The 14,059-nt window shown below is 40.8% G+C and carries 8 protein-coding genes, 1 other RNA gene and 1 pseudogene; 7 read left to right on the forward strand and 3 right to left on the reverse strand.

From position 1 onward, the window contains the following. Positions 1-126 precede the first annotated feature (126 nt). Positions 127-484, forward strand: a transfer-messenger RNA (tmRNA) gene (ssrA, locus tag ACMUMK_RS09640). Positions 485-649: 165 nt separating this feature from the next. Here the strand turns inward: ssrA and ACMUMK_RS09645 are convergent. Further along, a complete protein-coding gene (locus tag ACMUMK_RS09645) occupies positions 650-1,435 on the reverse strand; it encodes a hypothetical protein (RefSeq protein WP_414700911.1) in 786 nt (261 codons plus the stop codon). Positions 1,436-1,800: 365 nt separating this feature from the next. Here ACMUMK_RS09645 and ACMUMK_RS09650 point away from each other — a divergent pair, with 365 nt between their 5' ends. Together ACMUMK_RS09650 and ACMUMK_RS09655 are read left to right on the forward strand one after the other, a co-directional pair. Next, positions 1,801-3,027: a DEAD/DEAH box helicase gene (locus tag ACMUMK_RS09650; RefSeq protein WP_414701399.1), complete on the forward strand. Its 1,227-nt coding sequence runs from the start codon at positions 1,801-1,803 to the stop codon at positions 3,025-3,027. A gap of 307 nt (positions 3,028-3,334) precedes the next feature. Beyond that, on the forward strand, positions 3,335-7,618 hold the full coding sequence (locus ACMUMK_RS09655; RefSeq protein WP_414700912.1) for a hypothetical protein: 4,284 nt from the start codon (positions 3,335-3,337) through the stop codon (positions 7,616-7,618). 237 nt (positions 7,619-7,855) lie between these two features. On the opposite strand, the gene ACMUMK_RS09660 is transcribed toward ACMUMK_RS09655, so the two are convergent. Next, entirely contained in the window at positions 7,856-8,419 is a 564-nt protein-coding gene (locus ACMUMK_RS09660) for a TetR/AcrR family transcriptional regulator (RefSeq protein ID WP_414700913.1), read from the reverse strand. Positions 8,420-8,560: 141 nt separating this feature from the next. On the opposite strand from ACMUMK_RS09660, the gene ACMUMK_RS09665 reads away from it, so the two are divergent. The 3 genes from ACMUMK_RS09665 (at position 8,561) to ACMUMK_RS09675 (ending at position 11,534) form a co-directional block, all read left to right on the forward strand. Beyond that, the gene (locus tag ACMUMK_RS09665) at positions 8,561-9,205 is read left to right on the forward strand and encodes a peroxiredoxin-like family protein (protein ID WP_414700914.1); all 645 of its coding nucleotides are present in this window, start codon (positions 8,561-8,563) and stop codon (positions 9,203-9,205) included. Between the two features lie 36 nt (positions 9,206-9,241). Then, complete coding sequence (locus ACMUMK_RS09670; RefSeq protein ID WP_414700915.1) at positions 9,242-10,339, forward strand: L-dopachrome tautomerase-related protein; 1,098 nt, start codon at positions 9,242-9,244, stop codon at positions 10,337-10,339. A gap of 415 nt (positions 10,340-10,754) precedes the next feature. Further along, positions 10,755-11,534, forward strand: coding sequence for a restriction endonuclease (locus ACMUMK_RS09675; RefSeq protein ID WP_414700916.1), 780 nt, complete (start codon positions 10,755-10,757; stop codon positions 11,532-11,534). A gap of 10 nt (positions 11,535-11,544) precedes the next feature. Here the strand turns inward: ACMUMK_RS09675 and ACMUMK_RS09680 are convergent. Then, positions 11,545-11,913: pseudogene (locus ACMUMK_RS09680) on the reverse strand (SAM-dependent methyltransferase); the annotation flags it as partial. Positions 11,914-12,298: 385 nt separating this feature from the next. Between ACMUMK_RS09680 and ACMUMK_RS09685 the strand changes: the two are divergent. Then, complete coding sequence (locus ACMUMK_RS09685) at positions 12,299-14,044, forward strand: amidohydrolase family protein (protein ID WP_414700917.1); 1,746 nt, start codon at positions 12,299-12,301, stop codon at positions 14,042-14,044. The last annotated feature ends 15 nt before the right edge of the window (positions 14,045-14,059 follow it).

The following is a 14,059-nucleotide window of genomic DNA, read 5'->3' on the forward strand; positions in this document are numbered from 1 at the left end:
ATTGATTTATAAGCAAACAACACCCAATAGCCAGACAAGTAGTAACAAATAGTGATTCTCTGTATTCATTAGCAATAAGGCTATGTTAGAATGCCGACGTTGGCAGTTTGCAGCCAACAACACTTTGGGGCTGATTTTGGATTCGACAGGATTCTAGATGCTTTAGGTGCATGTCGAGGAGCGGTTTGCCTCGTAAAAAGCCGCATTTAAATAGTCGCAAACGACGAAAACTACGCTCTAGCCGCTTAATAACCGGCTAAGCCCTTCCACTCATACTCTTTCTGCTAGTAGAGGTTCGGAAGGTCATCCCAGCAGGATAGCGAGGGAACCTTGTCTAAGGGTGAACCGCGAAACAGTATTAGGCCAGCTGCAACGAAATCCTGTTTGTCGGAGTTCCACGCAGTTAAATAAATGACAAACTAAACATGTAGTACCGACGGTTGACGTCTTCTGGACGCGGGTTCAACTCCCGCCAGCTCCACCACATTAAAACCTTTAAGTCACTTGGCTTAGAGGTTTTTTCGTTTCTGCAGGTGTGTTTTTTGAAAGTGAATATCTAAAATTTTTCCGGTTTTTCTTTGCATAAGTCATAAGGAAACAGTACCCAGCACTCCTTAAAGCAAGGAGGTGGTGCTAATATTAATAGGATTTAGTAATTAGCACACATACCCCTAATTTTCTCCAATGCAGCGGGTGCGCCATTTAGGGTGAATGTAAACCTAACCTTTGATTGGCCTTCCCAGTCTAAGTCTAGTGATACTGAATTTGATTTTTGAATTCTTTTAATGGCAAAAACACTTTCCTTAAAGTTTAAAAATCTGTCACCCCATTTTTGGTTGAATATTAGGTTTTCAACTTTGCCATCCCAGCTAACTTTCACGATCATTTTGTCATAACCGTCTTTTTTGGTGCTTTTGGTAATACTTGGCGGTGTAGAGAATCCAAAATAAGACCACTCGAAGCCACTGTCACATCGCACTACCATCCATCCTTTTACATCCGAGTAAGGGTCTTGCATTCTTGGCTCTGGATAAGAGTCTGGAGAATAGGCAATTGCTGTTTTCTCACCCGTTGTCTCGTTTTCAGATTCGAATATATCCCATGCAGGTAATATAGGTTCTGGTTCGATTTCAGCTTCTTCTTGGGGTTCGACAGGCTCTGGAGCAACTTCAATTTCAGCTTTAGGTTCTGGCGTAGCTTCAGGCTCAACAGCTTCTGGAACAGGTTTTAGCTCTTCTTTTGGTTCATCAGGTTTGGGGGCAGCCTTAACTTCCTCTTTAGGTTCGATTGTAGGCTGGGTCTCAATTATAACCTCAGAGTTATCTGGTTCTTCTTGGCTCTCTTTTTCCACTGTCATGATGATTGCAAAAACCAACCCCACAGCAACCAGTAGCACAATAAATATTAATGATTTTGAAGTGCTCTTTTCGCTCATTATAATGTCCTTTAATTTTTGGCAAACAAGCTGTACATGCGACCAAAATCACACAAAATCTGAAATACTTGGTTAATCGTAACCATTTCAGTGGCCCGTTACAACAACCGCTAACCAGAGCAGTAAAATGCAGAAAAAGCGATATCTGCTCTTTGAGGTGATATTACTCAAGCGTTAATTCAAACAGTAATGTTGAACAGCTAAAACAACTGAATCCGCATTTATTTTTATTGTTTAAAAGCATTGACTTAGTTTACCCATGCTGGCTTTTAGCATCTAGATAAGAAAAAAGAATCGCTTTTACTTCTGATGTAAAGAGCATGAATGATATAAAGGCACCAAGTAATCAAAAAGTAACGTCACATATGAGTTTTTCTTCGTTAGCATTAGATAAATCCCTAACTGATGCAGTCAAAGTGTTGGGATACGAGAGCCCAACACCAATACAACAACAGGCTATCCCCGAGATTCTTGCGGGCAAAGATATTATGGCGGGCGCCCAAACAGGTACGGGAAAAACGGCGGCATTTGCCCTTCCCATACTACAGCAACTAATAAAATTTACTGATACACAAAGACCTATCCGAGCACTGGTATTAACCCCCACTCGAGAACTCGCCCAACAGGTGTATAAAAACTTTGTGTGCTATGCCGAACATACTCATCTTAAGATTGCGGTGGCATATGGCGGAGTCAGCATTAACCCGCAACTGTCCGCGATAGAGAAAGGCGTGGATATACTGATAGCAACACCAGGGCGCTTGTTAGACCATATAGAAAAAGGAAGTGTTGATTTAAGCCAGCTTCAAACCATTGTATTTGATGAAGCGGATCGCATGTTAGACATGGGATTTAAAAATGAAATCAACCGTGTTTTAGCGCGCCTGCCCAGCAAAAGACAAACTTTGTTGTTTTCAGCAACATTCGATGACGCAATTTTCAAATTAAGTAAAACCTTACTCAAGGACCCTACACTTATCGAAGTTAATGAACGCAATGCAGCAGCCACGCAAGTAGAACAACTAGTGTATACAGTTGATAGTGATCGAAAGCGAGAAATCACGTCTTATCTCATCGGCTCAAAAAACTGGCATCAAGTATTAATATTTACTCGTACCAAACAAATGGCTGATGCCCTCGCCAAAGAAATGTGTAAAGACGGGATCCCAACTCAAGCTATCCATGGTGATAAATCACAAGGAGCCAGAGAAAGAGTACTCGCAGAATTTAAACAAGGTAAAACCAGAGCACTAGTAGCAACCGATGTAGCAGCCAGAGGCATTGATATCATCGATTTAAAGTATGTCATCAATTACGAACTGCCTTATGTTGCCGAAGATTATATTCACCGTATTGGTCGCACAGGTCGAGCAGGAAACACTGGGTTAGCCATATCACTAATGAGTCCAAAGGAAGAGTGGCTACTAGAAGCAGTTGAGAAAGTACTCGACAGCGTACTGTTAAAACAGTGGCTACCGGGTTACGAACCCGACTTAACCAAACAAAACCAACCGGCCAAAAGAAGTAATAAAGGTAAACAACAGGCCAGAAACAAAGCCCTTGGCATCAAGCCTAAGAAAAAAAGAAGATAAAAGTTGTACCATAAGCTTACACAAAGCCGTTGGTTAATGATTTTAAAAACAACGAGATACAAATGGGCTTTAAAAATTTGTTAGCTTTACACGCTGCAAATATGTAATTGAAGGCGCCCCTAAATACTTTATGTCTGAGCTGTATTAGCTCAGACTTGATCTAATAGTTACCAGCTTTTGTTCCATACAATCTAGCTTGGGCTAAACCACGGCTTACATTTACCACATATCTCTGTGTAAAATTTGCACAACCACACTTACTAAACCATAATATCTGCACAAATAATTTACCAAGGAAGTGTGAGTTATGCCCACAAAAAAACAGTCCCCGTATAAACGCTACAGTATATTATTACTCATTATTATTTTAGTTGGTGCAGCTTATTATTTTTTGAAAATTCAGCAGAATGAAATTCAACAAAACCACCGTTATTTGCGGCAACTAAACGAAGCGGCAAAAAGTCTACAGCAATCACTTAATCTACTCAGTACAAGTGTTCGCCAAGAATTTAAAGAATATCAGGCCCAAGAAACCAGTAAGTCAGATAATAAGCAAATTGACACGCATTCCGAACTCGACATTAACAAATTTAAAAACCTGCTGAACGCCACACAAAACTTTAAACACTTAAACGTCCTTAAAAATAGCAATCAATCACTTGAAACAACAGGCACTGAGTTTGCCTTACAATTGGATCCTAATGAGCAAGCTATTAAAATTGAAATTGATAATTTAAAAATAACCACACCTATTTCTGATCTTATCCCAAGCCATTTAAGTCCATTTCCATTACTTGTAATTAGTGATGATAAAGGCAATATTTTGGCAGAAAAACGCCATACCGATCTCGCAAAAGGCCTTTCTGACCTAAGGTTTTCAAATGTTAAAGTTTATCTAGAGAGTAAAGAAAAATTAGAAATAGAAAGGGCAACAGACACAAGTGTAAGTGACTCTATAGACCGAGAGCTAGCCGGCCTACACCTGCGAATTTATCGACAACCCATAAAGTTAACCAAGCTGAGTTTGGCCGAAGAAAAAAACCACTTATACTCAACAAAGGATATTTACTTGTTAGCCTTTGTTGATAAACAAGACGTCGTATTAAACAACTTAAAAATAGGTAATACCGCTGCGTTATGGGCCGTACTTTGCCTAGTTCTATTAGTCGCAATATTACCTATATTAAAAATTCAATATTGCGCCCCAACCTACAGCTACTCTCGCTCTGATGTTAGCCAATTTATTCTCGGTTTATTTATCTTGTTTGGCGTACTGGCCATAGCCATTACCGACCAACTTTTTTATCGTTATTGGCTGCAACAAAAAGCAATTCAGAGTGAAAGTTTGCACAAAATGATCAGGGAAGATTTTAGCGAAGAATTGAATAAACTAATTGAAATCGATAATACCTATTTTGAAAATATCCAGCAGGCGGGAAATAATCCCTGTGAAGGCCAGTCAGGCTCCGCGCTTGCCCATGACATCGATAAATCTCAACAACTAAGAAATTGCCTTTTATTACCAGAGTCGGGTAAATCCACTCCTTATTTTATCGAGAATTGGTTTTTACTTAACAAAGATGGGTATTTTTCAGGTTTTAATGACAAGCAACCTCCAACTATATATCGCCCCCATCAGGATCTATACAGCACAAAACTGGCGGACTTAAAAGGACGTGAATACTATCAGCGAGGCTGGCACGGCGAGCTTTGGAACTGGACAGGAAAAGAGAATAAAGAAGACACAGATAAGTCCAAGAGGGGTAAACCATTTTTCATTCAACGTATTCGTAACATTCGTGATGCCCGTTTTAATAGCCAATTGGTTTTTAAGCATATTGTTCATAACAAACAGTTAAATAAAAAGTCTAGATACCTCAGTTCAATTGGTACTTCGTTAACAAGTTTAAATCAGCGTAGTTTACCCAATAACTTCGGATTTGCTGTTATTGATAAACAAGGTCAGGTGTTATTCCACAGCGACGAAGAGCGTAGTTTAGTAGAAAACTTTTTTGCAGAAAATACTCACAATTTACAACTACTTACCACTATGGCGCACTTGACAGAGCTAGACGCAGAAGTCCCCACCCAGCTAGAACTAGAGTATCGTCATGCCCCACATAAGGTCACTATTGGCAAGTTACATAAAGATATACCCGAATGGGGTTTGGTGGTCTTTTATAATCAAGAGGAATCCTCCCAAGTAAATATGTTATTGGTATTTCTTGCCGTTATTTTATATCTGATGTTGCTAATTCCTTTGGTGTTACTTAGCCGCTATTTAAGCCTTCAAGGCTTGTGGGCTCGCATTCTTCATTACCAACATGATGACAACCAACCCTTGGCTTTTCGCATTAGGTATAAATGGCTTGCCTTGTGGATATGGTCTGCTTGTATCATGCAACTGTTAAGCATGGGAGTCACCAACTACGTACTGCCACGCTTGGCCTTTTTCTTCATAACTTTGAGCGTGATCCTAATTGTATTGCAATATAGGCTTGTCCCCGTTGCTTTTCAGAATCAAAAACTCACTTTTAAAGCCCTTGTTAAACGGTTTCTGCCGCAGCCAAGCATAGTATTTAGAACTCCCTTTTTTATCCCCTTTATTTGTGGGTTGCTTATTTCCTTGGCGTTGTACTTTTCACCCACAAGCGAAAATACCCTAACTCAAGCTAACGACAACACACCCTATGGCTTAATAATTGGAGTGGCATTCTTTTTAGTGACCTCGGTGTTATTGTTTATAAAAACCCGAGAAAGCCAAACAAAGCGTCCTCTTACTTCTACTAAAAACAGCAGTCTTGCATTATTAAACCGCAGGGTATCAATGGGGTATCTTTGGTACTTGGCAGCAAATATCTATCTCATTACTATGGTGCCTGCGGTCATTCTCATTAACAGCGTTAACGGCTATATGCTTGCTGGACAAGCCACCTTTCAAAATCAATATTTACAAGTACAACAGCAAAAAATGGCACAGCAAGCTAAGCATTATAGAAAGATCATGAAACAACCTAGGGATGACATCCCTGGTTTAGCGCCTGTATTGCCACAAATTGAACATCAGAATTTATTTCCAGGAGTGGCCTTGGCTGACACACAAGCCACAACTAGCTGGCTGACTGTAACCGATAGGGAAACTGGCAATAGTCACTCCAATAATGATCCTTTTTTAAAGTCGATTATCAAAAATTTAAACCTTAAAACCCATGTTGCCGCTGAGTATCAATTTGAGGCAGCCAATAACCTCCAAAACAAAAGTGAGAAATCATTACAATACAACCAAAACCGCTTTATGCGAGCCGCCAGTTGGGAGTTTTTACCACAAATAATCCTCATTACGGCGCTAGTCATTATGGGGATATTTTTTGCTGGTTTATTTTTAGTTAGTCGTAAATTATTAGGTGAACATATTTTTGATAGTTATCGCCTTAGACCTCCTTCAGAATCACAGCACAGCGAATATATATGGCAGCGTTTAACAGAGTTAAAAGCCCAAGGCCAAATGCGGCTACAATTTATTAGCCAATTGAGTCAATTAGATTTAGAAAATGCTTTTAGCGCTAAAAAAATCCCCATATACGAGGGGCACATTAGCTATATAGAAGATTGGATAGATACTGAAGGACAGATAAATCAAACTAAGCTTATTGGGCTGCAAAGCCAAGAACACCCGCCACTCATTGTCATTCAAGGGCTAGCACAAAGCTTATTTAATCGAAAAAATCGCACCCAAGCACTCACAATACTTAAATACCTACAACAACAAAAAATTGATTTAATTATTGTGTCAGAAGTGTCGCCGATGTTATTGCTTAGTCAAGCCGACAACTTTCCTGCCCATGACGAGAAAGAAGCGCCCGATAAAAGAGAACTGTGGCAATGGAGTAAACTATTACGTGACTATGCCATGCACTATTATTGGGTAGCGAGCAAAAAAAGTACCTTAACCACATCGCCTGATGCCGTATCTATGTTAATACACGAATCAACCCATTGGCCTGAGCTAAAACAAATCAAAGAGGTATTTCTCACCTACCATAGATCCATAAAGTTACAGCAACAAGAAGAGCAGTTAAAACAAAGTATTACCAATGAAGAGTTAGAATTAAATGACTATTGGTCACCCCAGCAAATAGTGGAGTTTTTTGTGCAACATGCTCGCCCTACTTATCGTTTACGCTGGGAACAATGCTGTACCGACGAACGCCTTACACTGCTGCAACTAGCCCATGGCGCTAAACTCAACCCTGCCAACGTTGAAGCTATTGGACATTTACAACGCCGAGGATTGATATACAGAGACAGTGGCTGGCACTTAGTGAATGAAAGTTTCAGGCAATTTATTTTAACGGCTGAACCCAGCAGCCAAGTAGAAAAATGGGTAGCGAAAGCACAAACTAGCTTGTGGCACAATTTACGAGCGCCTTTGTTTATGTTGGTAGCCATACTGTTTATTCTGGTTATTTTCAGCGCCAATATAGCTTTTGATTCCGTTTTGAGTACCTTAGCCGCCGTACTCGGCATCGCTCCCTTATTAATTCAAAACTTATCTAGCCTGCGCGCAGTGGAGATTTTGCCTAAAGAGTGAACAAGTGAGTTAAACCATAATGAAATTTGATAGTGTTAAAACTGCAATTCAAGATGTTTAACTCCCTTGCTTGGTTTACTGCTGCGGCTTAGAGCTTTTAGGTCGGGGTTCATACTGTTGAAAGCTATAAATAGTTAGTAAAAAAAGCAATACACTAAATTCTTTTCACCAAAGCTGATATCGATAGAGTCGAGCCTATTGCTATGGGCTACGTTGTGATTATTTCAATAATCCAGCTTACGCGGTTTTCAGCCAAGGCAATATGGATAAAATAAATTCCTCAATATCTGCAGGTTGCTCACTTTGATAACTATAAACACGAATACCAAAAATGACGAGCATGAGTTGTTTGGCATATTGCACACTGATTTCAGGCGAGAATACTGTCTTTAGGTGAGCGCAGTAATTTGCTTCGATTTTCGCAAACTCTTCAGAAACTTTCGTCAATATCGACTCATTGTGAGCAGACAGCTCCAATTGCGTTTTTACTAAAAAGCAACCACAGTAATCCTTGGCTTTGGCTTCTTCGAACAAGTCCAGCAGTATCGATTTAATGCCTTCAAGAACATTTAAACTGCCTTGTATACGGGTGTTTACCGTCGTAATGGTATCTGCTGCATAGCGACTCAGGGCAAGCAAGTACAAGCCTTCTTTGCTTTCAAACTCTCGGTACAAGCTACCTGGGCGTAACCCCGTGGCTTGTAACAATTGCTGCATAGAAGTTCCATGGTAACCATACTGCCAAAATGTGTTAATTGCCTGATCAAGCACAACATCCACATCGAATTTTTTAATCGCCATAACGCTCATTACTTTATTGGGTACAGGTGATATTTAATAACATTTTGAATGCTTATTCAAATTGACGTTGACAAACATAGCTTGCGGAAATAACATTTTGAACGTTCATTCAAAAATATATTTAATCTCAAGGAAACCCATATGAGCCTTAAAGAGCAACTAACTGAAGTACGTGAAGCGTCTGCTAAAAATATTCCTGCTGAAAAGCTATCTGTCATGCTGGCTGAAGTCGAAGTGCTAAAAGCAAAAGAGCTTGAAAAGCTTGCTCCAAAAGTGGGGGAAGTATTTCCGGAATTCTCTCTTTCAGACCAAGTTGGCAACTCAGTTACCTTGTCAGAAAAGCTCTCTCAAGGCCCAGTAGTACTAACATTTTACCGTGGCGGTTGGTGCCCATACTGCAACCTAGAATTGCGTGCATACCAAAACGTGCTTGACGACATCAAATCACAAGGTGCTAGCTTACTAGCCATAACTCCTGAGCTACCTGATGCATCACTTTCTACTGCAGAAAAAAATGCGCTAAGCTTCTCTGTATTATCTGATCCTAATTCTGAGTTTTCTAAAACCTTAGGTTTAGCCTTTACTCTACCGGACTCAATCAAACCTATTTACAGTGGGTTTGGCATTGACGTTGAAGCGCATAACGGTAAAGGCGCTTTCGAACTACCTCTTGCTGCAACCTATGTCATTGCCCCATCAGGCAAAATCGTATTTGCTGATGTGAACGCTGATTACACGCAGCGCGCTGAGCCTAGCGAAGTTGTTGAATCGTTAAAGCACATCTAAACACATGGCAATCACTTACCAAAAGGAAGCGTTACAATGACTCGTTCATTCAAACTACTAGCGTCGGCCGCTATGATTGCCACCAGTGCATTTAGTCTAAACATTGCAGCAGCCGATAAACCAAGACAACTTGAAGTAGTTGCCAACCTCAGTGCAGAGACCCCCCCAGGCAACATTGCGGTGGGCGCTGATGGCCGAATATTTCTCAGTATTCACCAGTTTTACGGCAAATCATTGCGAGTCGTTGAGCTGTTACCAGATGGAACAACCAAACCTTACCCCAATGAAAACTGGGCCTATGCGGCTCAAAGCCAAGAGTCTGGTGGTCTTTACGGGGTACTTGGGTTAAATATCGATACTAATGGCATTTTGTGGTTGTTAGACACGTCTGGGCCTGATCATGCAGGGCGATTAGTAGGATGGAACACCAAGAAAGAACAACTGCATAAAATAATTTACCTAGCTAAGCCTGTGATTACTGACTCAAGCTTTCTAAATGACCTAGCGGTTGATAGCAAAAACCACGCAATCTACATCGCTGATACGGGCACGGCCTCAATCCTTGTGGTTGACTTGAAAACCGGCATAGCTCGCCGAGTATTGAAAGAGTCGATGTCAACCAAAGCCGAAGACATCGATATGGTCATTGATGAGCAAACAATCTACTTAAACGGCCAACCAGTGCGCATGGGCGTGAACCCAATCACCATAGATAGTAACTTTGAATACCTTTACTACGGCTCTATGTCTGGCACTAGCCTGTACCGAATTGCCACCAAAGATCTATTAGATACAAGCCTATCCGATCAAGAGCTAGACAAAAAAGTGCAGCGTTATGGTGACAAACCCATTTCTGACGGCATAACAATGGATAACTCAGGCAATGTGTACGTCACCTCAATAACAAACGACGCAATCGGTTACACTCAAGCAAATGGTCAATATAAAACCCTTATCCAGCGTGATGATGTGTCTTGGCCTGACGGGCTTGCAGTTGGCTTAGATAATTACATCTATGGCACTGTAAATGAACTGCACCGCTCTCCCGTATTAAATAGCGGCAAAGACGGTACTCAGGGCGAATTTAAGGTTGTACGCTTTAAGGCATTATCCGATGCCAATACCGGCCGATAATTAAGCCAATAATATCGCTCATCCTAAATAAAAACTTGAAGCGTTATACTCTCAAATCAAAAAGAATGTAACGCTTCAACCTTAAACTTTAATTTGTAGTAAATAGCTGTACAGAAATGGCTGCCTTTCCATTTACCTCTAGAAAAAGTCATTTATTGTTGAAACTTTAAAGGTGGGAAAGCAGTGGCGGTGCTACCAAAGATGGTTTCGACAAAATCGATTTGATTACGATGGGTGACTTTGTGTTTATTTCAACGTTTCAACGAACCAGCCCCCGCAGTTCGATAAAAGAAACACCTCAGAATTGCATGACCTAACCAAATATAAAATCCAATAACCAGTTATCAAACGCCTCATTGATCAACTTTGACTTGTGGGTATATTTAAACTCCAATTTAAAAATCACGGATTGATCATGGGTCGCAAAAAACCTTCACTTCTAAAAGAGTTTTCTTATTTACCTTGGTGGGTAAGTGTTATTGCGGGCGTCGCTGTGTATGCTGGGCTTAGGTTTGTTATTCCGAATTTGGCAAGCGAAAATCCAATATTGTCAGTGTTTGCCAATACTGCGCAAAACGCAGCGTGGGTGTTTGCTTGTTTATTCCTAATCCCTGCCATTTCTTCTATTTTTAATCAACAAAAACGCAAACTACTAATTAAGGAGCAAAACAGTATCGACACCCTTCGAGACACCTCTTGGAGTGATTTTGAGGTGCTGGTGGGTGAGGCTTTTCGTCGTAAGGGCTTTGCGGTACAAGAAAACATGGTAGGTGGTGCCGATGGGGGTATCGACCTGAGGTTACTTAAAGACGGTAAATTGCATATAGTGCAATGCAAGCAGTGGCGCAGATCTAAAGTAGGTGTGTCTATTGTGCGTGAAATGTTTGGTGTGCTGGCCGCATCGAACGCAGTGAGTGTTTATGTTGTCAGTTCTGGGCATTTTACAAATGATGCCATTAAGTTTGCACAAGGGCTGCCTATTGAGTTGATTAACGGCAATCAATTACTTGAATTAATTGCAGAAGTGCAAACCACTAAGCCTTTGCAAACTGCAGTTAAACCAACAACTACCACCATATGCCCCAAATGTGCTTCGCCTATGGTGAAACGCATCGCTAAAAAAGGGGCAAACATTGGTAATGAATTTTTGGGTTGCAGTAGTTTTCCTAAATGCAGACACATCGAGCAACTCTAGTTTCTCTGAACTACCACTCCCTCAACTGCTGCATCTCTCTCAACCTACCACGCTGTACCACCAGCGCTTCAAACAAGTCGTCGATTGATTGGTTGTTTGAGTTTAATCCTGGTAAGGCTATGTTAGCCTCGGCGAAAAAACGTTTGTTTTGCCATGATTGCATAGTTGCTTGTTTTCGTATTTCTAGGTTTATACCAGTTGATTTCAGCCAAGCTTATTGCCACCAGCTTTGAATGTGCTGTTTGGCGCCTTTTAGTTTTTGTTCTGTGGGTAGTCGGTCGCTTTTTTGGTTATTGATTCTGCAGTCGGTTGGCAATAGATTCCATAGCTCTTTGTTGAGCCAATTGGCAAAAAGCATGCTGTGGTCAATATCGTATTTCCCCCCAGTAACTTCTAGTGCAGAAATATCAGGTAAACACATTAACCTGTGCTATTCGTAGCGTAAATAGGGCTATTCCTCCCATCACTAAATGCTTTTTCTAATGCACCGAGTTATTGTACTGAGGGTAAGGTTTTACACTAAATTATAGGTTGAATAGCTAGGGAGCCTTTCCCACTATGATTTGTCTTTAGGTATAGTGCAACTGCTTAAGTATAGTGCGTAATCCTCATAAACATTAAGCTCAGCCAAGTATTTAAACATTAGATTTTAAAGTTTCAGCTGCCGCTTTTTTTGACCTTTGGCTATTTGCTAGCAACCAAGAAGGTTATAGCTGTAACTAGTTTTAATTTAGAAAAACAAACATACAAGGAGTATTAAAAATATGAATAATAAACTGAAAAGTATACTCATTAGTGCTTGTGCACTTTCTGCAACTCTCTCTATAAATGCTCACTCCAACAGTGTGTTTATTGATGACATAACAATTTTTGATAGTACAGGAGCCGCTCCTTTTATATCTGATGTTTTAATTGAAAATGGTAGGTTTGTGGCAATTGAACCGCAGCTTAAAGCGCCAGATAATGCCGTGATGATCAATGGTAATGGCTTGAGTTTGGTTGCTGGCTTAACAGATGTGCACACCCATTGGACATCTAGCAGGGCCGAAGTTGCAACAGCAATGCTGACCCATGGCGTCACTACTGTTACAGACTTTCACTCTTCGCCAGATTCTTACGCACCTAAGCGTGAATGGCATACAAAGCTCATATCTCCCCATGTAATTTATGCCGCCCGTATTGCTCCGCCTGGTGGCCATGGTGCAGATTGGGCCGATGAGCGAATGACACGCTTAGTGGCATCAACAGAAGAAGCTAAAAGCGTTGTAGCATATTTAGATGACTTTAAGCCCGATATGATAAAAGTATTCGCTGACGGATGGCGATACGGGCGAAGTAAAGAGGATACCAATATTAGCCCAGACGCATTAGCAGAAATCGTAACCCAGTCTGCTTTGCGAGGTTTACCCGTGGTTACCCACACAGTAACTGTTGATGGCGGAATGCTAGCGGCAAAAGCCGGGGTAAGCGCAATAGTTCACGCAATACAAGACGAGCCAACCCATGCAGTACTGCCCAAGTTAATGGCTGATAATAATGTTTATTATGCCCCTACATTGGCCGTTTATGAAATAAGGCCGGATAGAGTCGCTAGATATTCTGATAAACAAATAAAAGCGGCACAATTAAGACAAACGTATTCTCAGCAAAACTTTCGCAGTTTTTTAAATGCTGGGGTCCACTTAGCCTTAGGTACGGATTCTGGTATTGGTAACACACCATTTGGAGAGTCATCAGTACATGAAATGGAGCTTATGGTAGATTTTGGTGCTACTGCAAAACAAGCGCTAATTGCAGGAACCCGAGGCGGTGCTGAAGCACTTGGACTAGCAGATGATAGAGGCACAATAGCCACAGGTAAACGTGCTGATTTTGTCATTGTAGACGGTAAACCTTGGGAAAATATCAGTGATTACAGGAAATTAAAATCAGTCTTTATTGACGGCAAGCAAGTGGTGGCTGATAACAAACTAACAAGTGAACAAGGTGCAGAGATACCACCAGCTATAATCGCAACCGAAAACATTGATGATTTTGAAGCCATGGAGGGTAAAACCCAATACGGCACACTGCGTAAAACCAACATAGATTATGGTTTTCCCCGTAGTCAGATTTTGACTTTAGTTAAGCCTGCTACCTCTAGTTCAAATAAGGTATTGAGTGTGTCTATCGCATTAGAAAACAAAAAGAATCCTAAAGCTGGTGTTCTTTTTCCTTTATCGCAAGGTAGCTTTTACCCTGTAGATGCTAGCAATTTCAAGGGAGTTTCTTTTGCTATCAATGCAAAACCAAGTACTTACACTGTAACTTTAGATAGCTATGCTGGTAAAAGCAGCGTTGATGTAAACATTAGTGCTTCAGGTTGGCAAACAATTACCATCCCGTTTAATCATTTTGTTAAACAAGGCAAGCTTGATATTGGTCTATTGAAGAGTATTTCCATTGACGTAACGGGTAAACCCGAAGAAACATTTTGGATAGAGCTAGATGATGTTAAATTTACCCCTTAGCTAATACTATCAACA

The organism is Paraglaciecola sp. 2405UD69-4, from assembly GCF_047525415.1.
In the GTDB taxonomy this organism is placed as follows: Bacteria; Pseudomonadota; Gammaproteobacteria; order Enterobacterales; family Alteromonadaceae; genus Paraglaciecola.

Coding starts and splice junctions, on each gene's coding strand:
- ACMUMK_RS09665 (WP_414700914.1), top strand. CDS start 8,561: ATGAGCCTTAAAGAGCAACTAACTGAAGTACGTGAAGCGTCTGCTAAA.
- ACMUMK_RS09660 (WP_414700913.1), bottom strand. CDS start 8,419: ATGGCGATTAAAAAATTCGATGTGGATGTTGTGCTTGATCAGGCAATT.
- ACMUMK_RS09685 (WP_414700917.1), top strand. CDS start 12,299: ATGAATAATAAACTGAAAAGTATACTCATTAGTGCTTGTGCACTTTCT.
- ACMUMK_RS09670 (WP_414700915.1), top strand. CDS start 9,242: ATGACTCGTTCATTCAAACTACTAGCGTCGGCCGCTATGATTGCCACC.
- ACMUMK_RS09650 (WP_414701399.1), top strand. CDS start 1,801: ATGAGTTTTTCTTCGTTAGCATTAGATAAATCCCTAACTGATGCAGTC.
- ACMUMK_RS09675 (WP_414700916.1), top strand. CDS start 10,755: ATGGGTCGCAAAAAACCTTCACTTCTAAAAGAGTTTTCTTATTTACCT.
- ACMUMK_RS09645 (WP_414700911.1), bottom strand. CDS start 1,435: ATGAGCGAAAAGAGCACTTCAAAATCATTAATATTTATTGTGCTACTG.
- ACMUMK_RS09655 (WP_414700912.1), top strand. CDS start 3,335: ATGCCCACAAAAAAACAGTCCCCGTATAAACGCTACAGTATATTATTA.